This is a genomic window from Brevibacterium sp. LAARM2_SD2, assembly GCF_057364785.1.
In genome coordinates this window covers 72,304-96,813 of sequence record NZ_JBNFOM010000007.1, presented here as the reverse complement: position 1 = coordinate 96,813, position 24,510 = coordinate 72,304, and the positions used below count along the sequence as shown (strand labels likewise).

The 24,510-nt window shown below is 67.3% G+C and carries 20 protein-coding genes, 3 tRNA genes and 2 pseudogenes; 10 read left to right on the top strand and 15 right to left on the bottom strand.

The window, feature by feature from the left end:
• Positions 1-471: 471 nt before the first annotated feature.
• The 4 genes from AC2W7K_RS06440 to AC2W7K_RS06425 all read right to left on the bottom strand — a co-directional run bounded on the left by AC2W7K_RS06440 (position 472) and on the right by AC2W7K_RS06425 (position 2,472).
• Complete coding sequence (locus AC2W7K_RS06440; protein WP_198500551.1) at positions 472-1,320, bottom strand: hypothetical protein; 849 nt, start codon at positions 1,318-1,320, stop codon at positions 472-474.
• A 126-nt stretch (positions 1,321-1,446) separates the two neighbouring features.
• Complete coding sequence (locus tag AC2W7K_RS06435; RefSeq protein WP_198500552.1) at positions 1,447-1,644, bottom strand: hypothetical protein; 198 nt, start codon at positions 1,642-1,644, stop codon at positions 1,447-1,449.
• Positions 1,641-2,027, bottom strand: coding sequence for a hypothetical protein (locus AC2W7K_RS06430; RefSeq protein WP_198500553.1), 387 nt, complete (start codon positions 2,025-2,027; stop codon positions 1,641-1,643). Before AC2W7K_RS06430 ends, AC2W7K_RS06435 begins: the two co-directional genes overlap by 4 nt.
• 88 nt (positions 2,028-2,115) lie before the next feature.
• Positions 2,116-2,472, bottom strand: coding sequence for a hypothetical protein (locus AC2W7K_RS06425; protein WP_198500554.1), 357 nt, complete (start codon positions 2,470-2,472; stop codon positions 2,116-2,118).
• A gap of 1,076 nt (positions 2,473-3,548) precedes the next feature.
• On the opposite strand from AC2W7K_RS06425, the gene AC2W7K_RS06420 reads away from it, so the two are divergent.
• Positions 3,549-5,084 carry a tyrosine-type recombinase/integrase gene (locus AC2W7K_RS06420; protein WP_198500555.1) on the top strand — a complete coding sequence of 512 codons (1,536 nt, stop codon included), beginning with the start codon at positions 3,549-3,551 and terminating at the stop codon, positions 5,082-5,084.
• Between the two features lie 158 nt (positions 5,085-5,242).
• Here the strand turns inward: AC2W7K_RS06420 and AC2W7K_RS06415 are convergent.
• The 3 genes from AC2W7K_RS06415 to AC2W7K_RS06405 form a co-directional block, all read right to left on the bottom strand.
• Positions 5,243-5,318 (bottom strand) — tRNA-Phe (locus tag AC2W7K_RS06415).
• Positions 5,319-5,386: 68 nt separating this feature from the next.
• Positions 5,387-5,460, bottom strand: a tRNA-Asp gene (locus tag AC2W7K_RS06410).
• 37 nt (positions 5,461-5,497) lie between these two features.
• Positions 5,498-5,570: transfer RNA gene (locus AC2W7K_RS06405), tRNA-Glu, on the bottom strand.
• A 166-nt stretch (positions 5,571-5,736) separates the two neighbouring features.
• Between AC2W7K_RS06405 and AC2W7K_RS06400 the strand changes: the two genes are divergently transcribed.
• Together AC2W7K_RS06400 and ybaK are read left to right on the top strand one after the other, a co-directional pair.
• A complete protein-coding gene (locus tag AC2W7K_RS06400; RefSeq protein WP_137825195.1) occupies positions 5,737-6,084 on the top strand; it encodes a metallopeptidase family protein in 348 nt (115 codons plus the stop codon).
• A 243-nt stretch (positions 6,085-6,327) separates the two neighbouring features.
• Positions 6,328-6,833: pseudogene (gene ybaK, locus AC2W7K_RS06395) on the top strand (Cys-tRNA(Pro) deacylase).
• On the opposite strand, the gene AC2W7K_RS06390 reads toward ybaK, so the two are convergent.
• Positions 6,793-7,467, bottom strand: a complete 675-nt coding sequence (locus AC2W7K_RS06390; protein WP_486005902.1) for a YigZ family protein — start codon at positions 7,465-7,467, stop codon at positions 6,793-6,795. The pseudogene ybaK and the gene AC2W7K_RS06390 overlap by 41 nt on opposite strands.
• Positions 7,468-7,586: 119 nt before the next feature.
• Here AC2W7K_RS06390 and AC2W7K_RS06385 point away from each other — a divergent pair.
• A pseudogene (locus AC2W7K_RS06385) lies at positions 7,587-8,950 on the top strand (aminotransferase class III-fold pyridoxal phosphate-dependent enzyme).
• Positions 8,951-8,971: 21 nt separating this feature from the next.
• Here the strand turns inward: AC2W7K_RS06385 and AC2W7K_RS06380 are convergent.
• Together AC2W7K_RS06380 and AC2W7K_RS06375 are read right to left on the bottom strand one after the other, a co-directional pair.
• Positions 8,972-10,603 carry an amidohydrolase gene (locus AC2W7K_RS06380; RefSeq protein ID WP_198500558.1) on the bottom strand — a complete coding sequence of 544 codons (1,632 nt, stop codon included), beginning with the start codon at positions 10,601-10,603 and terminating at the stop codon, positions 8,972-8,974.
• A 60-nt stretch (positions 10,604-10,663) separates the two neighbouring features.
• A complete protein-coding gene (locus AC2W7K_RS06375) occupies positions 10,664-12,370 on the bottom strand; it encodes a thiamine pyrophosphate-dependent enzyme (RefSeq protein ID WP_486005901.1) in 1,707 nt (568 codons plus the stop codon).
• Between the two features lie 115 nt (positions 12,371-12,485).
• On the opposite strand from AC2W7K_RS06375, the gene AC2W7K_RS06370 reads away from it, so the two are divergent.
• From AC2W7K_RS06370 to AC2W7K_RS06345, 6 genes are all read left to right on the top strand, one after another.
• Positions 12,486-15,335 (top strand): aminotransferase class I/II-fold pyridoxal phosphate-dependent enzyme, encoded by a 2,850-nt coding sequence (locus AC2W7K_RS06370; protein ID WP_344251445.1) that lies wholly within the window; start codon positions 12,486-12,488, stop codon positions 15,333-15,335.
• A gap of 30 nt (positions 15,336-15,365) precedes the next feature.
• Positions 15,366-15,725, top strand: coding sequence for a UBP-type zinc finger domain-containing protein (locus AC2W7K_RS06365; protein WP_344251444.1), 360 nt, complete (start codon positions 15,366-15,368; stop codon positions 15,723-15,725).
• Positions 15,726-15,752: 27 nt separating this feature from the next.
• Entirely contained in the window at positions 15,753-16,001 is a 249-nt protein-coding gene (locus AC2W7K_RS06360) for a DUF2630 family protein (protein WP_137825187.1), read from the top strand.
• Positions 15,998-17,851, top strand: a complete 1,854-nt coding sequence (locus AC2W7K_RS06355) for a GMC family oxidoreductase (RefSeq protein ID WP_376871343.1) — start codon at positions 15,998-16,000, stop codon at positions 17,849-17,851. The genes AC2W7K_RS06360 and AC2W7K_RS06355 overlap by 4 nt, the downstream gene beginning before the upstream one ends.
• A 109-nt stretch (positions 17,852-17,960) precedes the next feature.
• Complete coding sequence (locus AC2W7K_RS06350) at positions 17,961-18,566, top strand: GNAT family N-acetyltransferase (protein ID WP_344258484.1); 606 nt, start codon at positions 17,961-17,963, stop codon at positions 18,564-18,566.
• A 141-nt stretch (positions 18,567-18,707) separates the two neighbouring features.
• Positions 18,708-19,709 carry a hypothetical protein gene (locus tag AC2W7K_RS06345; RefSeq protein ID WP_344251441.1) on the top strand — a complete coding sequence of 334 codons (1,002 nt, stop codon included), beginning with the start codon at positions 18,708-18,710 and terminating at the stop codon, positions 19,707-19,709.
• Positions 19,710-19,724: 15 nt separating this feature from the next.
• On the opposite strand, the gene AC2W7K_RS06340 is transcribed toward AC2W7K_RS06345, so the two are convergent.
• From AC2W7K_RS06340 to AC2W7K_RS06320, 5 genes are all read right to left on the bottom strand, one after another.
• Positions 19,725-20,204 carry a protein-tyrosine phosphatase family protein gene (locus AC2W7K_RS06340; RefSeq protein WP_486005900.1) on the bottom strand — a complete coding sequence of 160 codons (480 nt, stop codon included), beginning with the start codon at positions 20,202-20,204 and terminating at the stop codon, positions 19,725-19,727.
• 5 nt (positions 20,205-20,209) lie between these two features.
• Entirely contained in the window at positions 20,210-20,992 is a 783-nt protein-coding gene (locus tag AC2W7K_RS06335; RefSeq protein WP_137825183.1) for an amino acid ABC transporter ATP-binding protein, read from the bottom strand.
• A 6-nt stretch (positions 20,993-20,998) separates the two neighbouring features.
• Positions 20,999-21,790 carry an amino acid ABC transporter permease gene (locus AC2W7K_RS06330; RefSeq protein WP_198500565.1) on the bottom strand — a complete coding sequence of 264 codons (792 nt, stop codon included), beginning with the start codon at positions 21,788-21,790 and terminating at the stop codon, positions 20,999-21,001.
• A 134-nt stretch (positions 21,791-21,924) separates the two neighbouring features.
• Positions 21,925-22,755, bottom strand: coding sequence for an ABC transporter substrate-binding protein (locus AC2W7K_RS06325; RefSeq protein WP_137825181.1), 831 nt, complete (start codon positions 22,753-22,755; stop codon positions 21,925-21,927).
• A 242-nt stretch (positions 22,756-22,997) separates the two neighbouring features.
• Positions 22,998-24,434 (bottom strand): MFS transporter, encoded by a 1,437-nt coding sequence (locus tag AC2W7K_RS06320; protein ID WP_137825180.1) that lies wholly within the window; start codon positions 24,432-24,434, stop codon positions 22,998-23,000.
• Positions 24,435-24,510: the final 76 nt, after the last annotated feature.

Sequence of the window (24,510 nt, the reverse complement as noted above, 5' to 3'; positions counted from 1 at the left end):
GAGGCACGCCCTCGACCTTGCCCGCACGCGCCAACGCATGGAGGACCACAGCGCGGCGCAAGCGCGCGCTGAGCGCGGGGCGGGCAGTGAGTCAGCCCAGGGTCCACAGCGAGCCGGGCGAGCCGAGGGGCGCGCCGACGCAACCCGAGAGCGCGTACCCCGGTCGGCACCCGGCGGCAGGCCGGGGGCTGGCCTTGATGCCGTGACAGCTGTGATCCGAGGGGGGATAGCCCCCTCCCGCCCCATCCTCCGGCACCGCAGGTGGTTAGCATCTGTGCTCGCTCCCACTTCAGATGTCCATGATTACTTAACGATCGTTAAGTATGCCGGGGTGACGGAGCGCCTGGCCGGGGTCGTGGGGGCGGTAAACAGTCGGGGCGGGTCCGCGACGCCGCGCCCGGTTCTGGTCAGAAAATTGAAGGGCGCCCCCAAGTCGATCAGGACTTGAGGGCGCTCCGGGTGTTTCAGTTGTCAGCCGTTGGGGCGAAGGCCAGGTGCAAGCCGGCTTGTCTTCATCGGACGTGCCCCGTCGCTGTACTGGATCGGCCGGGGGCGGTGCCCGCTGGCACGGGCCAGGCGTTCGCGGTGGGCCTCATACTCTGCGATGCGCTCCCGCTCTTCGCGGCGCTCCCGCTCTTCCGCATCGCGCTTGGCCGTCAGTTCAGCGAAGTAGGCCTCACGGGCCGCCTCGATACGGGGGTCGTCTCCGACGGCGAGCGCTTCCTCGACGGTGTTCGAGGTGAGGCTCGCAGGGTGAAGGTCGATGCCGTCGAACATGTGCCGCTCGGTGCTGGACGCGCTCACGGGCGGGGGCGTGTACCGCTCATCGCCTCGGTCGATGCCTGCAGCCTTGGCGATCTCCGCGACCTCCCGTTCGAGGTCCTCGAGCAAGTGGATTTCAGACCAAAGCTCCTCTTTCAGCGGGACCATCTTCTCCTGGTACCGGGCGATGAATTCGTCCCGGTCGAAACCCGCGATGACGGCGGCTCGGTCTTCCATTCGCGCGAGGGCCAGGGCACGGTCTGCTGCAACCATCTCGCGTTCAGCCTCGGCGAGTTCCTGGCGCTTGAGCGCTGCCCGCTTCGACGCCCAGCGCAGTGATCCTTCGAGTTCGGCGAGGTCGTGCGCCCAGTCCTTCGGCTTGGCCGTTTTCGTGTCGGCTAGGGCCTCGTGCGCGTCGATCTTCGCTTGCGCGTCCGCCTCGGCCTGTTGGGCCGTGGCGAGTTCGTCGCGGGCCTTCGTCAGGCGGGAGGAGACGGCCTCGTGGCCGGGTCGGATTGCATCTTCGGCGGGTGTGGGGATATTTCGGTTCTTAGTCATGCGTTCTCTTTCGCGTGATTCGTGCTGGATTCGTGTGGTTCTCCTGCCAGCGGCGGGCCATTCGGGGGGATTCTGTTGCAGGTGATCCCTTCTGTGGCGGCGCGTAGTTTGGATGCAGTACGGTGCTCATTCGACCTCACCGTCGATCCGGTCAAGGACGTCGGTGAGCTGGTCGAGCTGTGCCAGCAGCTCCGCGATCCGGCGTGCCCGGTTCGCGTCCGCTGCACGCTGATCCCGAAGCTCGAGCTTGTCGATCTGCCTCTGGATGTCGGCGATCTGGTTGGCGAGGAGGGATCGAAACAGCTCGATGTCGGCGTCGTTCACGCGACCACCTCGGCGTCGTCGGGGACCAGCGTCAGCGGCCAGCAGTCGCGGCCCAGTTCGATGCGGTCGTGCCCGTGGAACGGGCGCTGACCGAAGGCGAGTGCGGCGGCTGCGATTCGGTCCCCGACCTCCTCCGGGGGGACAATGAGGATTTCCTGTTCGCCTCGGTAGTACGTCCTTGTTGATGCTCTACCGCCTGCTGGTCCGACCAGCGTGGTGCAGTCGAATTCGGCGCGCCCTCGGTAGCCGTTGCGTTTGTCGAGCATCATGTAGGTCAGCGGTGACCGTGTCGACGTGGTGTAGCAATCACCGATTGCCAGATCGGCGACGGTCGACCATTCGAGGTCAGGATGATCTTCGAGAAGATTATGGGCGTTGTTCATTTGTTGTTTCCTTGTTTGCGATGACCGGCCTGTGGGGCCGGGCGTCCCCGTTGGGGACTGCATGTGTTCACCTCCTCAAGGTGTCTTGTCATCGCCATGTCTGGGGGTCGGCGTACCGGCGTGCGCCGGTGTCGATCTGACGGCGCATCCCGTGGTCGAGTCCGACCGCCCTGCACCAGCCGTCGAAGCCTTCCGTGATCGGGGCGAACCGTTTCAGCCAGCCCGCTCCGTCGTATTCGTCAAGGTTGCCCTCGATCTCTCGGTTGAGCTTCGAGGTCAACGGCCAGCAGTGGGCCGGGTTCACGCACCAGCCGTTCCCGCAGACGTGGTGCAGTTCGAGGCCGCCTCGATGCGGCCCGTAGAACATCGCCCGCAAGAATCTCACGGCGACCCAGCGGAGTCCGTCGACCTCGACCGTTGGACGGTTGACGTTGGCGTCGACCATCCAACAATGAATCCCCCCGAGATCGTCGTGAGTGATCCGCCGGGCCAGTTCTGCCAGGGCGGCGTCTCGGCGTTTCGGAGCGTCGGCGAGGTACCGGTCTTCGTGAGACCGGCAGTACCGGCGAGCACGTTTTTCCCGAGGCGGACGACACCGTCGCAACCCCGCACCGAACAGAGTCCTGACTGCTGCCGATAGGTTTGCATTCGGTGCGTATCGCAGACGCGAGCACCGTCGACGTTGCGAGTTGAGATCCTTTCGCATCCTTCAATCGAGCATGGCGTCTTGTCCTTTCGAGGCCGTCCTCGCCGCCTCGTCTGTGGTGTACCAATTAATTCATTCTCTCGGTTCTTCAATGTCCTCCTTCCCCAGTTCTCGCGGGGCCAAGCGGCCCCTGCCGTTCACCCTCGTTTCGAGGGGGTATTCCTATGGTGTTGCTTCTACCGTCATGCCCTTCTTGTTATGCCGCCTGTGGGGCGGCTTGGTGTTTCACCGATCCTGAGAGGATCGGATTGGGTTCGAGTATTTGATCCGAGTTGTAAAACGGCTCGGGCAAGAGCCGTTTGTTTTCAGCTGCGTCTTCCACGCATGTGCGACACCAGACGTAGACGCCTCGCGGCGTCCGTGTGGATCGGTGAAACTCGGTGTACTGCTTCTGACGCCAACAGTTCTCGCAGTAGGCCCAGCCGTCGGTGACGGCGTGGCCGTCGAATGCGTGATTCATTCGTGTTCCTCTATTCGGTTGCCAATTCTGGGCCGGGGTGTCGGCCCGGTCCTCCTGTCTCCTGCCGCCGGGGTTGCGGCGGCACCGCCTGGGTGTTAGAGTGGAGTCACCGTTTCACGTGAAACGGTGTTTGTTGTGCCAACAGAAAATGGTGACGATTTAAGTGTACCACTGGGGTGCAACTTTTTAGCCTTCATACCTTTTGTCGATGATGTCGAAAGGTGCGCAGCCGCATCGGCGGACTGCTGAGATCTTTGGTTTTACAGGTGTAAGTGAGTTACTTGCAGCTATCTTTCTCACATGAAGTTCACAGCTGAATTTTGGTGCAACCTTTAAATGTGTTGATTACCAGCTCGTGTTCCACGTGGACGCGGGCCTCCGGCTGACCGTGTCGGAGTCGCCTCGGTGCGTCCTTGACCTTTCGATTCCATGGTATCTTTCCGCTAACAGCTCGGGCATTCAGGCCCGACGCGACGACAACGAGCGAGAGGGTGTCGAGGTGGCTGTCACTGACCTGAAGGCGACGGGTAAATGGGAGAAGGGTTCCCGCGCGAAGCGCTGGGAAGTTGATTGGTACGACTCATCGAATAGCCGGAAGCGGAAGCGCTTCCGCACGAAGGTGGAAGCCGACGACTTCGATGCTGAGGTTCATCTCAATTCCGGGGGAGCTCGGGACAGGTCGAGGGCCGCCTCAAAGTCTGTCGATGAGGTCCATTCAGAGTGGATCAAGTATCTGTCCGTCTACGGCGGGCGGTCCCATGATGGAGCGTCACCCTCGACTATCGGTGGTTATGAGTCGATCCACGCACAGTGGATCGCTCCGACCCTCGGGTCGATTCGTCTGGGCAAGCTCGACCGCGCCTCGGTTGAGGCGTGGCGTCTCGGGATGGTCTCGGCGGAGGGCCGGGGCCCGTCGCCCAGGCAACGAGGTGTCGCGGACGATCAGCTCGTCAGGCTTCTCAACTGGTGCATAGATCAGGGGTACCTGGGTGAGAATCCTGCGAAGACGCGCTCCGGTGGTCGGGCTCCTCGCCCGATCTCTCGGAAGGCGAAGGAGCACATTTATTTGGAGGGCCGACAGGTGTGGAGACTCGCGGCGTGTGCGCCGGACGTGATGACGCGAAACCTCATCCTCGTCATGGCGAACACCGGTCTCCGCTTCGGTGAGGCCGCAGCGCTCCGCGTTGGCGACTTCGACCCAGACTCGGGGGATCTCTTCGTTTCGAAGGCGCTCGCCATGGATAAGGGGAAGGTATATGAGTCGCGGACGAAGACGCATGAGACCCGGACGGTGACGATCTCGGAGTGGGTGCTCGATCTTCTGATCGAGCAGGTTGAGGGTAAGTCAGATGAGTCGAGGGTTTTCTCGACGGTGAGGGAGCACCGCGACCTTAATCGGGATAACTGGTCGAAGCGGTCTTTCGGTCCGGCGGCGCGGCAGGCATCGACGGCCATCGCTACTTTGCAGGCGCAGCTGGGGGTCTCCGAGCGGAAGAGGGGGCGGGCATGGTTTGGTCCCCAGACGGCCGCTGCCGTCGGCGCGGCATCCTCCTCGCAGTCTCTTCGGGATGTGTTGCGTACTCCGGGGGAGTGGTTCGAGAGTTCTGGTCAGTTCGACCAGGCGGTGAAGGTGATTCAGGCGAAGCACGGGGGTGACGGGTTTCAGGTTCTCCGTCTGGGGGATGTCGACTTTTCGACGCCGACTCCGCATGACTTGCGCCACACCGCAGCGTCGCACGCGATCGCGTCAGGCGCGAGCGTGATTGCAGTGCAGAAGATGCTCGGCCACGCCGACGCCAAGATGACGTTGAACACTTATGCCGGGCTGTTCGAGGATGATCGGGTAAGGCTCGGTGCGGCAATGGCGAGGGCGTTGGCGCGGCCTGAGTAGGCAGGTGTTCCTGCCGTCAAAAAGCGTCCAAAAAGTGACTATGGGATCGAGCAAAAGTGTCTACGTAGTGACCTGCATAGAACCTACGATCTGTCAATCCTTGAATTGAAGGAGGCCCCGTCTCCCCAGTAAATGCCTGGGGAAGCGGGGCTTCCATGTGGTGGCTCCGACCGGCGTCGATCCGGTGACCTTTCGATTTTCAGTCGAACGCTCTACCAACTGAGCTACAGAGCCTGGCCGCCGACATACGCATGTATGCCGAGAGAAACAAAGGCTCTTCCGAAGAAGAGCCTTATGCTCCGCGACCCTGACGGGACTCGAACCCGCGACCTCCGCCGTGACAGGGCGGCGCGCTAACCAACTGCGCCACAGGGCCTTGCTGTTGTGGTGACAGACCTTTCGATCCTACACCGTACCCCCAACGGGATTCGAACCCGTGTCGCCGCCGTGAAAGGGCGGTGTCCTAGGCCTCTAGACGATGGGGGCCTAGTTTGCTCTCGGATTCCCCGTGGGCAACGACGTTAAGCTTATCCCAACCTTTTCGGAGAATGCAAAACAGATCGCGGTGTCCTCCGTCACAGAATCCCGGCCCCGTTCGCGGGCCTCGCGCACCCGGATTCCCGTGTCAGATCCGCCCGTTAGGATCGGGGCCATGGAGCAGCTGAGCGACGAGGAATTCGATGCCATCCTCGAGGAGGCGGTCGAATCGCTGCCTGCCGGAGTCACCGACGAACTCGACAACGTCGCCCTCTTCGTCGAGGACCGTCCCGAGGACGGCAGCCGCACCCTGCTCGGCCTCTATCACGGGATCCCGATCGGCGAGCGCGGTCAGAGCGGACTCGAGATGCCGGACACGATCTTCCTCTACCGCGACAACCTCATCGCCTTCGCCCGGGACCGCGACGACCTCCGCGAGCAGCTCGTCATCACGATCGTCCACGAGATCGCCCACTTCTACGGCATCGACGACGACCGGCTCCACGAAATCGGTTGGGGGTGAGGCCGACTGACAAGGTGCCCGAACGCGATGATCCCGTGTGAGCTGGACGAAGGCTCGCTACCGGCAAGTTCGGTTTGCCTTCATTGATTGGCGCTGGGCTTGACGGTTCGCCTATTGTGGGCGGGTACCCAATCAGTAACCGATACAACATTCCGTCCGTATCGAGCTGGGAAGAGCGCGAGGCTCCGGCAGTCGCGCTCTGCGTCTCCCTCTCGACCCGCGGGCAGGAGGCACGACCCCCTTATGACAGTTGCATCTGCATCCAAATCGGCCAGCGCGGCTACCCCGGCCGTTCGCGTTCTCAATCTCGCGGGCATCGACTACAGCCTGCACAGCTTCGAGCACGACCCCGCCACCCGGCGCTACGGCTCGGAAGCCGCTGACAAGCTCGGCGTCGGGTCCGACCAGGTCTTCAAGACCTGATGATCCAGGTCGACGGCGCGCCCGTCACCGCTCTCGTCCCCGTCTCGGGACAGCTCGACCTCAAGGCCCTCGCCTCGGCGCGCAGCGCGAAGAAGGCGCAGCTGGCCGGGGTCGCGGAGACCGAGCGCCGCACCGGCTACCCGGTCGGCGGCGTCTCCCCGTTCGGGCAGCGCCACGCCGTGCCCGTCGTCATCGACCGCACCGTGCTCGAGCACGCCTCGGTCTTCGTCTCAGCCGGCCGCCGCGGCCTCGAGATCGAGATCCGACCCGAGGACCTCGTCATGCTCACGAACGCGCAGGTCGCGAAGATCGCCGCGCTCGACTGAGCAGAAACACTGGGGCGACAGCCTCACACCCACTCCACGTCGCCGACTCCGGCTGGGCCCGCCCCGCTGTGAGGTCGGCGAACATCGTCAGGGCCGGGTCCACCTCGGCGACGGGGACGAGGACGTCGAGCGTCACCTCGGCGCCGTACTCCGCCCGCACCGACCAGCCGCGGACGCCCGCCGCGCGCTCGAGGGCGTTCGCCTGCGCGTAGTCGACGGTCGCCCGCACCGGCACGAGCTCCTGCTTCGTGATGATCGATGCCTCATCGACCGCCGCCGAGGCGGCCTGGCCGTAGGCGCGCACGAGCCCGCCCGCACCGAGCAGGGTTCCCCCGAAGTACCGGGTGACGACGGCGAGGACGTACGTGAGGTCGCGGCCGGCGAGGACGTCGAGGATCGGGGCGCCCGCCGTGCCCGCCGGTTCCCCGTCGTCGCTGAAGCGCTGCGTGCGCGCATCGGGATCGAGGATGAACGCCGTGCAGTGGTGGCGGGCCTTCGGATGCTCCGCGCGGCGGGCAGCGATGATCTCCCGGGCCTGCGCCTCGGTCTCCACCGGGGCGATGAGGCCGAGGAACCGGGACTTCCTGATCTCGATCTCGGCTGCGGCGGGGCGCGCGATCGTCCGGTAGGGCATGAGGTTCACTGTAGTCCGCGGACCTGGCCTCCCAGTGCTCTACCCTTGAGCGTAGGCGGCGCCGAGGCTGCGCCGCGCGCCCCGGTCAGGGGCCCGGACGAGCGCGAGAGGTGACGATCATGGAGCAGTTCAGCGACGCGGAGCTCGCGGAGATCAGGGACGAATCCGCCCGCGCCTACGACCTCGACCGGGCCCACGTCTTCCATTCGTGGTCGGCGCAGAGGACGCTCGACCCGATGACCGTCTCCCGCGCGGCGGGCTCGTACATCTACGACGGTGAGGGCCGCCCGCTGCTCGACTTCTCCTCCCAGCTCGTCAACACGAACATCGGCCACCAGCATCCCAAGGTCGTCCAGGCAATCAAGGACCAGGCCGATCTGCTCTGCACGATCAGCCCCGCCTACGCCAACGCCGCCCGGTCGGAGGCCGCGCGCCTCATCACCGAGCGCACCCCGGCCGGCCTCGACCACGTCTTCTTCACCAACGGCGGGGCCGACGCCAACGAGCACGCGATCCGCATGGCCCGCCTCCACACCGGCAGGCACAAGGTCCTCTCCCGCTACCGCTCGTACCACGGGGGCACGCAGACGGCGATCAACGTCACCGGCGATCCGCGCCGGTGGAGGAACGACCTCGGCGATTCCGGTGTCGTCCACTTCTTCGGCCCCTTCCTCTACCGCTCCGAGTTCGCCGCGACCACCGAGGCGGAGGAGACCGAGCGCGCCCTGCGCCACCTCGAGCGCACGATCGAACTCGAGGGCCCGTCGACGATCGCCGCGATCGTCCTCGAACCGATCCCCGGCACCGCGGGCATCATGATCCCGAGCCCGGAGTACATGCAGGGCGTGCGGGCGCTCGCCGACGCCCACGACATCGTCCTCATCGCCGACGAGGTGATGGCCGGCTTCGGCCGCACCGGCCGGTGGTTCGCCTTCGAGCACTTCGACATCGTCCCCGACATCATCACCTTCGCCAAGGGCGTGAACTCCGGGTACGTCCCGCTCGGGGGCGTCATCATGGACGATGCCATCTACGACTCCTTCGCCGAGGTGGCCTATCCCGGAGGTCTGACGTACTCCGGTCACCCGCTCGCGTGCGCGGCCGCGGTCGCGACGATCGACGCGATGGAGAACGAGGGCATGGTCGCCCACGCCGCCCGGATCGGCGAGGAGATCATCGGACCCCGTCTGCGGCAGATCGCGGAGGCCTCGAAGCATGTCGGCGAGGTCCGCGGGACCGGGGCGTTCTGGGCGATCGAACTCGTCTGGGACAAGGAGACGAAGGAGCCGCTGGCCCCCTACGGCGGCGGCTCACCCGAGGTCGCCTCGGTGCTCGCCGCCCTCAAGGAGCACGGCCTCGTCGCGTTCAGCAACTACCACCGCATCCACGTCTCCCGCCGATCAACATCGGCGAGGACGACCTCGAGAAGGGCCTCGGCATCCTCGAGACGGTCCTCACCGACCTCGACTTCCCGCGCCGCTGAGCGCCCTCCCGCGCCGCTGAGCTACCGGGCGTCGTGGGTGAACGCGCCGCCGAGGACGGTCGCGCGGACGGGGATGCCGGCGATCTCGTCGGGGGCCACCTCGGCGGGATGGGCGTCGAGGGCGACGAAGTCGGCGAACTTCCCCCGGGTCAGCGTGCCCTTGTCCGCACCCTGCCCCGAGGCGACGGCGGCGACCGAGGTGTAGGCGGCGACCGCCTCGGCGGGGGTGAGCCGCTCGGCCGCCGCACCCATGACGTCGCCGTCCCGGGTCGCGCGGGTGACGAAGGCCTCGATGCCGCGCAGCGCCGTGCCGTCGGCGCACGGGCGATCCGAGCTGCCGGGCAGCAGGACCCCGGCGTCGACGAACGACTTCGCCCGGTAGAGCAGGCGGCGGCGCTCGGGTCCGAGCGACCGGTTCATCCCGTCGCCGATCGCCTCGGCGAACGCGGCCTGCGGGGTCACCGCGATGCCGTGTTCGGCGAGCGTCGCCAGGTGCTCGTCGTGGACGAGCCCCGCGTGTTCGATGCGGTTGGGCACCGCCCGCCTGCCGTGGAGTCTCTGCGCTTCGACGATGTTCGCGATCGCCGCATCGACGGCGGCGTCGCCGATCGCGTGGACGGCCAGCGACCACCCGGAGGCGTACGTGTCGAGGATCTGGCGGCGCAGCACCTCGGCGTCGGCCTGGAGATACCCGCGATGATCGCGGCCCGCGTAGTTCTCCCGCAGCGCGGCGGTCTCCCCGCTCATCGCCCCGTCCATGAAGAACTTCACCGGGCCGATGCTGATGAGGTCGTCGCCGAGGCCGGTGCGCAGTCCCGCGTCGAGGCCGATGCCGAAGCCGTCGGCCGGGTTCGCGGCGATCGCGTGGAGGCCGTCGGCCTGCGGCATCAGCTGCGCCCGGGCCCGCAGCCTCCCCTCCTCGCGGGCCCGCAGGTACGCGGAGATCTCGATGGGGGAGTGGCCGATCCAGCCGTAGGCGATGCCGCATTCGCCGAACGAGGTGATGCCCTCCTTCGCGTACTGCGTCGTCGCGAGATCGAGGGCCTCGACGATCGTGTCGAGCGAGTACGGGCGGATGAGGTCCTGGACGAGGCCCTGCGCGGTCTCCTCGACGAGTCCCGTCGGGTGGCCGGCCGGGTCGCGGACGACCTTCCCGCCGACCGGGTCGGTGAAGCCTCGGTCGAGGATGCCGGCCCGGCGCATCGCCTCGGTGTTGACGATCGCCGCATGTCCCGAGGTCTGGCGCATGAAGAGGGGCCGGCTGCCGGTGATCGCATCGAGGCGGGCGAGCTCCGGGTACTGCCCGTCGTAGTCGCGGTGGGCGAAACCGGTCGCCTCGATCCACTCGCCCTCGGGTGTCGTCGCCGCCGCCTGCTCGAGGGCCGCGTAGACGTCGGGCAGCCCCCCGGGCATCGCCGTGACGTCGACGGAGGCGAGTGTGAGGCCGAACCACGTCGTGTGGCAGTGGACGTCGTTGAAGCCCGGCAGCACGGTCGCCCCGCCGAGCGATTCGACGCGGTCGGCGGTGACGCCGTCGAGTTCCTCGTCGACGCCGACGATCCGACCGGCGAACACCCCGATCCGCTGGGCCCGGGGACGGGCGGGGTCGAGGGTGTGGGCGTCGAGATCCGTGAAGATCGCGTCGATTCTCATGGGGCTGCCTTCGTCGTGGACGTCGCTGTCACCGGTGACCCGGTCTTCTCGAGTCTGCCATCACAGCCGGGCGCCGCGGATCGCGGGGTCGGTGATGCAGTGGACGAGCGCCGGGCCCCGGTGGTCCAGCGCGGCGGCGAAGGCCTCACGGAAGTCCGCGGTCCGCTCGACCCGGATGCCGAGTCCGCCGAACGCCGTGGCCATCGCCGCGAAGTCGGGGTTGTCCAGGGCGGTGCCCGTCGCGCGGCCCGGGTAGTCGCGGTCCTGGTGGCCGCGGATCGTGCCGTAGACGGAGTTGTCGTTGACGACGATCGTGAGGTCGATCCCGTACTGCGCGGCCGTCGCGAGCTCCTGGCCGTTCATGAGGAAGTCCCCGTCCCCGGCGATGCAGAAGATCGTCCGGTCGGGGGCGACGAGTCCCGCGGCGACGGCGGCCGGCACCCCGAAGCCCATCGACCCGTTGCGCGGCCCGAGTGCCGAGGGGAAGGCGTGCGTGGGCAGGAACCGCGTCGCCCATCCGGAGAAGTTCCCCGCCCCGTAGGTGACGATCGCATCCTCCGGCAGCAGCTCCCTGACGTGGGTGAACGCCTCGTCCATGTCGACGAAGCCGGGGCCTGCCTCCGCTTCGGCCGGCGCCGGCTTCGGCACCCGCCATGCCTCGAGCTCGGCGCGGGCCGCGGTGATCCACGCAGGCAGCTCGGGCGCGGCCGCGCCGCCGGACTCCCCTTCGCCGACCTCGTTGACCGCGCCGTCTGCGGTCACCGCGTAGTCCGGGGTCCCGTCCGCGGCGACGAGTCGGGCGGCGAACCGGCTCACCGAGGTGACGATGTGCTCATCGAGGCGCCCGAAGTGACCGTGCGCATCGGGGTCGGGGCCGATGACGATCGTCTTCTGCTCCGTGCCGAGCGTGAACCCGTCGGTGGCGACGTCCGTGCGGACGCAGCCGAGGAAGATGTGGAGGTCGGCCTCGGCGAACACCCGCTCGGCCACCGGGGCCGCCCCGTACCCGAGGATGCCGAGGAAGTTCGGGCTGTCGTGGTCGATCCCGTCGTAGGCGCGGAATGTGCCGAGCACCCCGAGACCCCGGTCGGCGACCAGCGGGCGATGCGCTCGGCCGTGGCCTGCGGCCAGTCCTCCCCGCCGATGATGAGGACGGGACGCTCGGCCTGATCGATGCGGGCCCGCACCTCGGTGAGGTCGCCGTCGTCGGGGGCGGGCACCCCGACGGTCAGGGGCGGCAGCGCCGAGGCGGTCGTGCGCTGGGTCAGCACCTCCTCGGGCAGGCCGACGACGACGGGACCGGCGGCCGGTGACCGCGGTGTGCAGGGCGTCGGCGACCACCTCGGCGGCCTTGTCCGGATCATCGAGGACGAGGACCTTCTTCGTCGTCGAGCCGAACCACCCGGTGAGGTCGAACTCCTGGAACGACTCCCGACCGCGGTGGGAGGTGGGGATGAGGCCGACGAAGACGACGAGCGGGGTCGCGTCCTGGTGGGCGGTGTGGACGGCGGCCATGACGTTCGCAGCGCCGGGACCGCGGGTGACCATGGCGACCCCCGGGACCCCGGTCATCCGCCCCTCGGCCACGGCCATGTACCCGGCCCCGCCCTCCTGGCGGCAGACGATCGGGGTGATCGGCGAATCGTGGAGTCCGTCGAGGACGTCGAGGTAGGACTCGCCCGGGACGAGGTAGGCACGGCGGACGCCGTGGGCCTCGAGCTCGCGGACGATGAGGTGGCCGGCGGACAGCGACTCTGATGCATCCATTCCTCATGCTTATCACTCTTTCGTCTCAAGTGGGCACCGCGGTGGCGAAACGGATGAGGGCAGGCCGTATGATCGTCAGCACAACGGATTTCGCACCACGCCAGGAGGCTCCAGCATGACCGGCATCGACTCCGACGATCTTCCGGGACGGGCGATCTTCACGCCCGAACCGTCGGCTTCCGGAGGAGGTGCGCGAACGCCGCTGCGACCGGGGTTCCTGACGAGACCGGAGAAGGCGAAGCTCGAACGCGACCCGGGAATGCCGGCGAGCACGTGGCGGCTGCGCTCGGACGCGTGGGAGTACCTCAAGTACGCGATCAAGCGCCTCGTGATGAGCGGCGGGGACTTCTCGATGATCGCCGCCGACGGCGAGGTGTGGCGGTCCCTGCGGTCGCTGAAGACCATCGAGCTCTACTGGGGCGGGTTCGGGCAGCGCTACGTCGAGGAGATCGCCGAGCTCCTCTCCGACGGCGAGTTCGACCGAGCCCACGACATGATCACCCGCGCGGTCAACCGGCTGCGCGGGACGACGGTGCCCGACCTCCTCGAGGACGAGCTCACCGAGGAGGAGCGCAACGAGCTGCGTGACCGGCAGGACCAGCGTCCCCGGTTCGAGGTCCTCATCGTCGACGAGACGACCGAGGGCGGGCGCGACGAACTCCACTCCGACCTGCTCAAGCTTCGCAGCCCCTCCGACCAGTTCATCTACGACTACGTCATCGTCCCCACCGCCGATGACGCCGTCGTCGCGGCGCTGACGAACCCCAACCTGCTCGCGTGCGTCATCCGGCCCGGATTCACCGACCGCACCCGCGAGGTGCTCAGCCGTGACCTCCGCACCGCCGTGGCCTACGCCCACGAGGGGACGACGTCGTCGCCGACCGGCCCGATGAGCCCGCTCAACTCGGTGCGCCGGGTGCTGCGGCTGGCCGACACGCTCGCCGGCATCCGCCCCGAACTCGACCTCTACCTCATGGCCGGGGCGCACATCGAGAGCCTCGCCGGGGCGCTCACCCACCGCTTCCGCCGCGTCTTCCGCCGGGAGGACCAGTTCGAGCTCCACCTCTCCCTCCTCCGCCGCGTCCAGCACCTCTACGACACCCCGTTCTTCGCCGCGATCCAGGAGCACGCCCGGCGCCCCGCCGGGGTCTTCCACGCCCTGCCGGTCTCCCGCGGCGGATCGGTCGTCGGGTCGAAGTGGATCAGCGACTTCGTCGACTTCTACGGCCTCAACCTGCTGCTCGCCGAGACGAGCGCGACCTCGGGCGAACTCGACTCCCTGCTCGCCCCGGTGCGCACCCTGAAGAAGGCGCAGTCCCTGGCCGCCCGCGCGTTCGGTGCGAAGCGCACGTACTTCGTGACGAACGGGACGTCGACGGCGAACAAGATCGTCCACCAGGCCGTCGTCGCCCCCGGCGAGGTCGTCATGGTCGACCGCAACTGCCACAAGTCCCACCATCACGCGCTCATGCTCACCGGGGCCCGGGCCGCCTACCTCGAGGCGTACCCGCTCAACGACTTCGCGTTCTACGGCGCGGTGCCGCTGTCGCGGATCAAGCAGCTCCTCCTCGACTACCGGGCCGCCGGTCGCCTCGACGAGGTGCGGATGATCACGCTGACGAACTGCACGTTCGACGGCATCGTCTACGACCCCGAGCGGGTGATGGCCGAATGCCTCGCGATCAAACCCGACCTCGTCTTCCTCTGGGACGAGGCGTGGTTCGCCTTCGCCCGCTTCCATCCCGTCACCCGCAAGCGCACCGCGATGGTCGCGGCCGAGCGGCTCGATGAGAACCTGCGGACGAACGCCCACGACGCCGCGTACCGGGAGCAGCGGAAGCGGCTGTTCGATCCGGTCACCGGGGAGCCGGCGCCGGACGAGGTGTGGCTGAACGAGACCCTGCTCGCCCCGCCGGATGCGACGATCCGGGTGTATGCGACGCAGTCGACGCACAAGACCCTGACCGCGCTGCGGCAGGGGTCGATGATCCACGTCTACGATCAGGAGTTCGGAGCCGGCGCCGAGGAGGCCTTCCACGAGGCGTACATGACGCACACCTCGACGTCGCCGAACTATCAGATCCTCGCCTCCCTCGACCTCGGTCGCCGGCAGGTCGAGATGGAGGGCTTCGCGCTCGTCCAGAAGCAGCTCGACCTCGCCGTCAGCCTTGCCTCGGCGGTGGCCCGGCACCCGCTTTTGAAGAAGACGTTCCGCGTGCTCACCGCCAAGGACCTCATCCCCGCCGAATACCGGGAGACGACGCGGTCGATGCCGCTGCGCGACGGCCTCGGGACGTTCTGGAGCGCGTGGACGACGGACGAGTTCGTCGTCGACCCGAGCCGGATCACCATCGAGATCACCGGCACCGGCGTCGACGGGGACACGTTCAAACACGAATACCTCATGGACCGCTACGGGATCCAGGTCAACAAGACGAGCCGGAACACCGTGCTCTTCATGACGAACATCGGCACCTCCCGGTCGGCCGTCGCCTACCTCATCGAGGTGCTCGTCAAGATCGCCGAGAAGTTCTCCGACCCGCACGCGCTCACCCGGGCGAACGCAGCGACGGAACTCGCCGCCGTGATGCCGCCGCTGCCCGACTTCAGCGCCTTCGCCCCGGAATACGCCGCCGAGGTGCCCGCCGAGGACCCCGAGGCGCAGCTGCCCGACGGGGATCTGCGGTCCGCGTACTACGCGGGTCTGCGGCAGAAGTCGGTCGAGTACGTCCTCCCGCACGAGCTGCGCCGCCGCGTCGACGCCGGGGAGACCCCCGTCTCGGCCGGGTTCGTCACCCCGTACCCGCCCGGCTTCCCGGTGCTCGTGCCCGGTCAGGTCATCACCGCCGAGGTGCTCGACTTCATGTCCGCGCTCGACACCCGGGAGATCCACGGCTACGACGCGCGCCTGGGCTATCGGGTCATCCTCGCGGAGGTCGCCGGAGAGGCGGAGACGACCGGCTGAAACCAGTGTGACTTGTGCCATACTCGGTGCATGGACATTCAACTCGAACCCGGAGACATCGACACCGCGGTTCCGCCCTCGGGACCCGGATGCGTCGAATGCGAAGCCACGGGCGGCTGGTGGGTGCACCTGCGCCGATGCGCGGCCTGCGGTCACATCGGGTGCTGCGACACCTCCCCGTCGCAGCATGCGAGCAAGCACGCCGCGGAGACCTCGCACCCGGTCATCCGCAGCTACGAGCCGGGCGAGACGTGGTTCTACGACTTCCGCACCGAGCAGGTCTTCGACGGACCCGAGCTCGCGCCGCCGGAGTCTCACCCCGCATCCCAGCCGGTGCCCGGGCCCGCAGGCCGCGTTCCCGCGGACTGGATGGACAAGGTCCACCGCTGAGCGCCCCCACCCACGAAAGGTTCCGTCATGGCCAGTGACAAGTCGATCCATCAGCAGATCAACGACGCCGTCGAGGAGGAGCGCGAACTGCGCCGCCGCCTCGGTGCCGGTGAGATCACCGAGGAGCAGGAGCACCAGCGCATCGCCCAGCTCGAGGGCGAGCTCGATCAGCTCTGGGATCTCCTCCGCCAGCGGCAGGGGGAGCGCGATGCCGGACGCGATCCCAACCTCGCGAAGGAGCGTCCCGTCAGCGAAGTCGAGAACTACCTCCAGTGACGGACACCGCAGCCCCTGAGACAACCGCCGATTTCGTCGTCGTCGGGTCGGGGGCGGGCGGCGGACCGCTCGCCGCGAACCTCGCCGCGGCGGGGTTCAGCGTCGTCGTCCTCGAGGCCGGCCGCGATCACCGGTGCCGGTACTACGACATCCCCGTCATGCAGGCCTATGCCAGCGAGGACGTCGACATGGTGTGGAACTTCTTCGTCTCCCACTACGACGATCCCGACCGCGGAGCGCGGGATTCGAAGTGGGTCGACGAGGAGGGCGGGATCCTCTATCCGCGGGGCAGCACGCTCGGGGGCAGTACCGCGGTCAGCGCCCTCGTCCACATCGCTCCGCAGCCGCGGGACTGGGATGCCCTGGCGTCGCTGACCGGGGACGAGACCTGGGGCAGTGCGCACATGCGGACGATCTTCGAGCGCGTCGAGGACTGGCAGGGCGTCGACGCCCGTCCCCTGCCCGGCGACACCGAGGCCGAGCGCGACCAGAAGGCGCACCACGGGCACGGCGGATGGCTGCCGACGACCCGGGCGGATCCGGCGATCGCCGGTCGCGAACCGCGGTTCCTCGACATCATCAACGCCACCGAGGCGACGAGCCGGGAGAGGTTCGACATCCCCGCCGAGGTGTCCCTGCCGCGTGACATCAACGCCGCCGACACCCCGCCGGAGTACCAGGGCATGTCGTTCGTGCCCGTGGCCGCCGGCGGTGGGCACCGCAACGGCGCCCGGCAGCGACTGCTCGCCGCGCGGGATGCTCACCCGGAGAAGCTGACGATCATCGAGGATGCGCTGGCCACGCGGGTGGTCCTCGAGGGCACCCGGGCCGTCGGGATCGAATACCTGCCCGGTGCCGGGCTCTACCGGGCGACCCCGGAGGCGCGCCGGTCCGCGGAGGCGTCGCCGGCGGCCCGCATCGTGCGCGCCCGCCGCGAGGTGATCATCGCCGGCGGGGCGTTCAACACCCCGCAGCTGCTCAAGCTCTCCGGGATCGGTCCGGCCGCCGAGCTGCAGGAGCTCGGCATCCCCGTCGTCGTCGATCTGCCGGGGGTGGGGGAGAACCTCCACGACCGCTACGAGGTCTCGGTCGTCAACGAGCTCGACGCCGACTTCCCGATCTTCGACGGGTCGACGCTCGACCTGCCCGCACCGGGCGAACCCGATGACCACCTCATGAAGGAGTGGAAGGACGACCGCGGCGGCCCGTATTCGACGAACGGGTCGCTCGCGGCCCTCGTCGCCCGCACGAGTGCCGCCTCCGATGACGGCACCGATGTCATCGTCTTCTCCCTCGCCGCGGACTTCCACGGGTACTACCCGAACTACTCGTACGACGCGAAGCCCCACCACAACCGGATGAGCCTCCTCGTGCTCAAGGGCTGGACACGGGACCGTGCCGGGTCCGTGCGGCTGCGCTCGGCCGATCCGCGGGATGTCCCCGACATCCGGATGCGGTATTTCGACGAGGGGTCCGAGGGCTGGGAGACCGACCTCGACGGCGTCGTCGACGGGATCGAGCTCGCGCGGGAGATCGCCTCGAACATCGAGAACACCCGCATCGTCCGCGAGCTCGTCCCCGGCGCCGAGGCGGACACCCGGGAGAAGCTGCGCGATCACGTCATGGCCGAGGCCTGGGGCCACCATGCGTGCGGCACCGCGAAGATCGGCACCGCTGACGATCCGCTGGCGGTGCTCGACGGGGACCTGCGGGTGCGGGGTGTCGAGGGCCTGCGCGTCGTCGACGCGAGTGTCTTCCCCGACATCCCCGGCTACTTCATCGCCAGCGCCGTCTACATGGTCAGCGAGAAGGCGTCGGACCAGATCATCGCGGAGCACAGCGGCCGCTGAGGCGGCACCTGACGCCTCCGCCGCCGAGACGACCACTCCGCGCCCGAGATCGCCGCTTATAACCGGTGGTCTCGGCGTTAAGTGGTGGTCTCGATGAGGAAGGAGACCCATGAGCACCATGGAGTACACGCGGATTGACGCGTCGCACGCTGCGGCAGCGCGCACGACGATCACTCGTGCCTTCGCCGCGGACCCCCTCCTCGAGTGGCTCTTTCCTGCCGAGCAGTGGGAGGCCAGTGAACGCCTTGACGCGATTGCGACCTTCTACTGGCCGAGTGTCGAATCCTATGCCGCTCGGAGCGCCGGGCATGTCGCTGTCGATGAGGGCGCGGTCGTCGGTGTCGCCGTGTGGCGCATCCCCGACAAGGGCTCTCCAGGACTGACTCTGCCCAGTGCGTCCGGTATCGCGCGGCTGCTCTTGGGAGACAAGCTGAGAGCGCTCGCGGAAGGGATGCGTGAGGCTCGCGGAGACTCGGCGCTGCCGAGCGGCCCGTATCTCCACGATCTGGCAGTGACTGCCGATCGTCGAGGGGAGGGAATCGGGACGGCACTCATCGAGGCCGGCCTTCGCGAGTTCGGTGCCGAGGGCGCATGGCTGGAGACGACGAACCCGAACAACCACGGACTCTACGAGCGTGCTGGCTTCGAGGAAGTCCACGCGGGCGCGGTCGGCGACTCAGGGGTGACGATGACGCGGATGGCTGTGAATCACTGATTTGCCGAGACCACCGCTTGGCATCGAGACCGCCACTTCTGCCCGGCGGTCTCGATGCGAAGTGGTCGTCTCGATGGTGGCTTAGAAAATTTATGTGGTGCTTGCATTCATTTGAAGCTGTTTGATAGCTATTGTGAGTTCATGGTCACTGTGTTCAGCTCGAGTGAGTTGCGCGACCTCGGCGTCGGGGCCGACACGTTCGACGAGTGCATCGGCAGGATCCGCCGCGGCTGGTTCGTGCTCAAGAAGCCATGCGAGAACACGGCCCATGAGGTCCTCCACGAGATCCATGAAGCGTCGGGACATCCGTACCCGCAGACCTTCGGGGACATCCGTGACAGCACGGAGCAGCTCAAGACGCTCATCCGCTCCTACGCGCGGGAACTGCTCCCGGGGAGCTTCTTCTCCCACGTCTCGGCAGCCATCATCCACGGACTCGATCCGCCGTTTCCCACGACGACAGCGGCCGAGCTCATCCGGTCCGGGTATGGGAAGAGGAAGCAGACGGTCCACTACCGGAATCGTGAAGTCGGGCCTGACGATCGCGCCCGCGTCGGCGACCTTCCCGTGACGTCGATGAGGCGGACGCTCCTCGACCTTGCCCACGACTATCCGAGCGATGTCTCGGTCCCCTTCATCTCCCAGGCTCTGCGCGAGGGGAAGGTGTCAAAGACGTCACTCGAGAGCGGTATCCGCCTCGGCGGCAGGGGGTGCAGGAACGCACAGCTGGCGCTTGAGCTGGCGAGCCCGCTGCACGAATCAGCGGGCGAGGCGCTGTGCGCGGTCAGGTTCCACCGCTTCGGAATCACCGGCATGATTACGCAGGTCGACTCGTTTGATGCCAGCGGCTCCTGGATCGCCCGCAACGACTTCCGGCACGAGACTCTGCCGCTCGTCGTCGAGTTCCACGGGCTGGGGAAGTACTTCCTCAACGAGGGCGGGCCCGACCGGGCGAGTGCGAAGAACCACGAACGTCACATGAAGCTGCTCAACTCCGGACTGCGAGTGTTCAACCTCGTATGGGGAGACCTCTTCCGCGCCCAGCCGTTCATGGAGATCAAGGCCGAGCTCAAAGCGCTTGCCTCATCGAGATCACCACTTGGAATCGAGACCGCCACTTCTGCCCGGAGGTCTCGGCGTTAAGTGGTGGCCTCGGCGTCAGTCGGTGCCATTGAGGTAGAATCGCTCGACGAAGCGGCGCTGCCACGGGGTCTCGACGGCGCGGACATCGTAGTGGGTGCGGACGAAGGCGACCGCCTCGGTGGGAGTCACTCCGTCGAGGACTGCCAGGCAGGCCAGTGCGGTCCCGGTGCGCCCGCGCCCACCGCTGCAGGCGACGCCGACGCGTTCGAACTCCGCTCGCCTCCAGCACTCGACGAACGCATCCGCGGCATCGTCCCGGTCCTTCGGCAGGGCGAAATCGGGCCACGCCACCCACCGCAGATCCATCGCTGGCGCGGGACCATGCGTCTCCGACTCGAACTCGCGCTGCCGGCCGAGGAGGATGAGCTCGAAGTCCGCGGCGTCCGGTCGGTCATCTGCAGCAACGCGTCTCGACCGCGCCAGGGAGCGCCCCCGAACCAATCGACCCGACGACAACGCGAGGACGCCCTGACTCGTCGGATCCCAGCTGCTCACGACTGCTACTCCAGCTGTCCCGGGTGGAGGACGCGAGAGAGGAAGTCCTTCGTCCGCTGCTCCTGCGGATTGCCGATGACGTCCCTGGCCGGGCCCTCCTCGACGACGACCCCGCCGTCCATGAAGACGACACGATCGGCGACCTGGCGGGCGAACTCCATCTCGTGGGTGACGACGACCATCGTCATCCCCGCCTCGGCGAGGCGACGCATGACCTGAAGGACATCGCCCACGGTCTCCGGGTCGAGCGCCGAGGTCGGTTCGTCGAAGAGCATGAGGTTGGGGTCCATCGCGAGCGCGCGGGCGATCGCGACGCGCTGCTGCTGGCCGCCGGAGAGCTGATCGGGGTAGCGCTCGGCGAAGCCCTCCAACCCCACCTGTGCGAGGCGGTCGAGGGCGATCCGCTCCGCTTCCGCCCTGCCCCTCTTGAGCACCCGGCGCTGCGAGATCGTGCAGTTGTCCATGACCGTCAGGTGCGGGAAGAGGTTGAATGCCTGGAACACCATGCCGACATGCCGGCGCAGACTGTTGATCTCCACATCGGGGTCCGTCGCGTCGTAGCCCGCGACGGTGATCGTCCCGGCGTTGGGCTGCTCGAGCAGATTGACGCAGCGCAGCAGGGTCGACTTCCCGGATCCTGAGGGTCCGATGAGGCAGACCACCTGACCCGGCTTGACGTCGAGATCGATGCCCTTGAGCACCTCGACATCGTCGTAGGACTTGTGCAGGCCGGTGATCGTGCACCCTTCGGCGTGGATGTCCTCGGTCGGTTTCGATGCAATCGACATATCGTCCTACTTCTTGATCTTGGCGGTGCGCGACTCGAAGCGCCGGGCGAGGATCCCCAACGGGACCGTGATGACGAGATAGCAGACACCGGCGACGACGAGCGGTGTCAGCCCCGCCTCCGGATTGGAGATCGCCTCTCTGCCGAACTTCGTCAGCTCGTACTGGGAGGCGGTGAGTCCGAGGATGTAGATGAGCGAGGAATCCTTCGTCATGAGGATGATCTCGTTCGTCAGCGGCGGCAGGATGATGCGGAACGCCTGCGGGATGACGATCGTGACCATCGCCCGCGTGTGGGACATGCCCAGCGACCGCGCCGCCTCGTACTGGCCCTTCGGCACGGCCTGGAGCCCGGCGCGGATCGTCTCGGCGATGTAGGCGGACTCGACGATGCCGAGCGCGAGCATCACTGTGACATAGGTGTCCATCCGGATGCCGAACGCGTAGGGCACCGCATAGCCGAACGCGAGGAAGACGAGAAGGGCGGGCACGCCGCGGAAGAGCTCGATGTAGGCCGTCGCGATCCACCGGTAGGGAGCGACCGACGAGATCTTCATCAGCGCGAGGAGGATCCCGAGCGACAGCGCGAGCACGAACCCGAGCGCCGTGTAGATGATCGTGTTGACGAGCGCAGTCGTGATGATCTCGGGGAACTGCGCCGCGATCACGTCGGGATTGAAGAACTTGAGGTAGATCGTCTGCCAGTCGGCGAGGAAGACGGCGAGAAGGACGGCGACGATGAGGATGCCGTATTGGATGCCGCGGGATGTTCGCTCGCGCTGGCGCACGCTGAGAGCCAAAGTGCCTCCAGAATTCTGGGCCCGATGTGAGGAGCCCTCATGCATCCGGCGGGGTGGGCCGCATGCGGTGTCGGTGAACGGGAACCTGCCGAGGCCCGGCCGGCATCACGCCGACCGGGCCTCGTGGACGGACGTCAGGGAGTCGTCGCCGCCCGATCCGCTTCGGGGATCCGCGCGGCATCGGCGACGTCGCCGAACCACTTGTCGACGGCGGCGTCGTAGGCGCCGTCGGAGTAGAGGCGCTGCATCGTCGTGCCGAAGGCGTCGAGCATCGGCTGATTGCCCTTCTTCACCGCGGCGCCGAGGACCTCGCCGGTGTCGTACTCCTCGACGAAGACGAGGTTGTCGTCAGCGGCGACGGCGGTGGAGATGATGGAGATGTTGCCGATCACCGAATCGACCTGACCGGTCTGGATCGCCTGGGTCATCAGCCCCGAATCCTCGAACTGGACGGGTGTGGCGCCGTTGTCCTGGGCATAGGTCTCACCGGTCGTCGCCTGCTGCACGCCGACCTCCTTGCCCTTGACGTCGGCGATTCCCTTGATGCCGGACTCCTTCGTCGCCATGAGCCCGAGGTTGTCCTTGAGGTACGGCGCGGAGAAGTCCATCTTCGTCTTCCGGTCCTCCGTGATCGACATGCCCGACAGGGCGATGTCGCACTGAGCGGTGTCGAGCGCCGACCCGGACTGGATGGCCTCGAAGGCGGTCGTGATGACGTTGAGCTCGACGCCGAGGTCGTCGGCCAGGCCCTGGGCGAGGTCGATGTCGAAGCCGACGTTCTCGCCGTTCTCGACGAACTCGAACGGCTCGTAGGGAATGTCGGAGCAGACGGTGAGCTGTCCTTCGCTGACGAGGGGAACCCCGCCCTCGGCCGTCGGTTCCGAACCCGATCCTCCACCTCCGCATGCGGACAGGGCGAAGAGAGCGCCAGCGGCCACGGCGGCCATGGTCAAGCGTCGTTTCATGGATCCTCCCAGATCGTCGGTGACGGCGATGTCACACGCATGTGCGCCGCTCAGCAACCGAATTCTGAGCGGCATCTGTGAGGAATCGTACCGTGTCCTGTGTCACATCGATGTTTCGTCGGCCCTCGCCGAGGTGGTCGTTGCCAAACCGTTGCACGAAGCGCCGAGGCGGACCTGCGGGTCCACCTCGGCGTTGGCTGTTGCTCTGCTGAGTTCAGCTCTGCGTTCGGCTGGGTCGGGACTCAGCTCAGTTCGGCCTCGATGTCGAGGTCCGCGGTCTCCTTCGCGAAGTAGAGCGCGACGAACGTGAGGAACGCGGCGGCGACGATGTAGAGGCCGCACCAGAAGATCGTGCCTCCCTCGGCCTGCCACAGCGCGACCATCGCGAACGGTGCGGGACCGGCGCCGATGACGCTGGCCATGTTGTACGACACCGCCGAACCCGTGTAGCGGACGTTGGCGGGGAAGAGCTCGGGCAGGTACGCGGCCATCGGCCCGAACGTCAGACCCATGAGGGTGAAGCCGATGATGAGGGCGGCGACGACGCCGACGGTGCCCGCGTTGAAGAGCACGTTGACGGCGAGCCCGTAGACGGCGATGAGCACCGTGACGCCCATGAGCATCTTCCGGCGTCCGAGCTTCTCCGCGAGCGGTCCGGAGACGACGGTGAAGATGCCGAAGAACACGACGCCGATGATGAGGTAGGTGAGGAACTCGTTCTTCTCATAACCGAGCCCCGCGACGAAGCCCGCGGGATCGAAGGGCTTGCCGGCCGCCTCGGCGGCGGTCTCCGCCTGCTCCACCGTCGCCGGGGACGTGCCGTACGTGAGCGTGAACGCGGTCATGAAGTAGAAGATGACGTAGGTCGCGAGCATGATGAACGTGCCGAGCAGCAACGGCAGCCAGCTGCCGGTGAAGACGCGGCCGATCGGGGCCCGGGAGATCTGCTGGCGCTGCTCGACGAGTTGGAACGCCGGGGTCTCCATGAGCGAGAGCCGGACGTAGAGGCCGACGGCGACGAGGAGGGCCGAGAGGAGGAACGGGATCCGCCAGCCCCACGCGAGGAACGCCTCGGGCGAGAGCCACGAGTTGAGGCCGACGAAGAGGAGGTTGGCGAGGATGAACCCGACGGGCGCGCCGAGCTGCGGGAATGTTCCCCAGATCGCGCGCTTGCCCTTGGGCGCGTTCTCCGTCGCCAGCAGCGCCGCGCCCGACCATTCGCCGCCGAGGCCCACGCCCTGGGAGAAGCGGAGGAGGACGAGGAGGAGCGGGGCGAGGACGACCCAGCCGGGGGTCTCGGCGGTGGGGAGGAGGCCGATGAGGAACGTGCCGATGCCCATGATGAGCAGGGACGCGATGAGCGTCTTCTTCCGGCCGATGCGGTCGCCGAAGTGACCGAAGATGATCGACCCGACGGGGCGGGCGACGAAGGCGACGCCGAAGATCGCGAACGAGCTCAGCAGCTGCGTCGTCGAGGTCTGGTTGGGGAAGAAGAGGGCGGGGAAGACGAGTGAGGACGCCGTCGCGTAGGCGTAGAAGTCGAAGAACTCGATGGTCGTGCCGACCATCGAGGCGCTCAGCACCTTGCCGCGCGTGTTGTTCTTCCTCGTCGCCGCGATCGCCTCGGACTCGGCTGCGGACTGCGCGGGCGCGCCGTCCGGCTGTGTTTCGGTGGACATGTTCTCTGTGCTCCGCTGTGGTGGTGAAGACGGGCAGTCGTGCTCGTGTGGACGGACCGACACTACGCTCGTCTCA

Bases quoted from the DNA above. Each gene is read 5' to 3' on its own strand.
- AC2W7K_RS06440 (WP_198500551.1), bottom strand. From the start codon at position 1,320: ATGACTAAGAACCGAAATATCCCCACACCCGCCGAAGATGCAATCCGA.
- AC2W7K_RS06430 (WP_198500553.1), bottom strand. From the start codon at position 2,027: ATGAACAACGCCCATAATCTTCTCGAAGATCATCCTGACCTCGAATGG.
- AC2W7K_RS06425 (WP_198500554.1), bottom strand. From the start codon at position 2,472: ATGGTCGACGCCAACGTCAACCGTCCAACGGTCGAGGTCGACGGACTC.
- AC2W7K_RS06400 (WP_137825195.1), top strand. From the start codon at position 5,737: ATGGAGCAGCTGAGCGACGAGGAATTCGATGCCATCCTCGAGGAGGCG.
- AC2W7K_RS06390 (WP_486005902.1), bottom strand. From the start codon at position 7,467: ATGCCCTACCGGACGATCGCGCGCCCCGCCGCAGCCGAGATCGAGATC.
- AC2W7K_RS06380 (WP_198500558.1), bottom strand. From the start codon at position 10,603: ATGAGAATCGACGCGATCTTCACGGATCTCGACGCCCACACCCTCGAC.
- AC2W7K_RS06375 (WP_486005901.1), bottom strand. From the start codon at position 12,370: ATGGATGCATCAGAGTCGCTGTCCGCCGGCCACCTCATCGTCCGCGAG.
- AC2W7K_RS06370 (WP_344251445.1), top strand. From the start codon at position 12,486: ATGACCGGCATCGACTCCGACGATCTTCCGGGACGGGCGATCTTCACG.
- AC2W7K_RS06365 (WP_344251444.1), top strand. From the start codon at position 15,366: ATGGACATTCAACTCGAACCCGGAGACATCGACACCGCGGTTCCGCCC.
- AC2W7K_RS06360 (WP_137825187.1), top strand. From the start codon at position 15,753: ATGGCCAGTGACAAGTCGATCCATCAGCAGATCAACGACGCCGTCGAG.
- AC2W7K_RS06350 (WP_344258484.1), top strand. From the start codon at position 17,961: ATGAGCACCATGGAGTACACGCGGATTGACGCGTCGCACGCTGCGGCA.
- AC2W7K_RS06345 (WP_344251441.1), top strand. From the start codon at position 18,708: ATGGTCACTGTGTTCAGCTCGAGTGAGTTGCGCGACCTCGGCGTCGGG.
- AC2W7K_RS06335 (WP_137825183.1), bottom strand. From the start codon at position 20,992: ATGTCGATTGCATCGAAACCGACCGAGGACATCCACGCCGAAGGGTGC.
- AC2W7K_RS06325 (WP_137825181.1), bottom strand. From the start codon at position 22,755: ATGAAACGACGCTTGACCATGGCCGCCGTGGCCGCTGGCGCTCTCTTC.
- AC2W7K_RS06320 (WP_137825180.1), bottom strand. From the start codon at position 24,434: ATGTCCACCGAAACACAGCCGGACGGCGCGCCCGCGCAGTCCGCAGCC.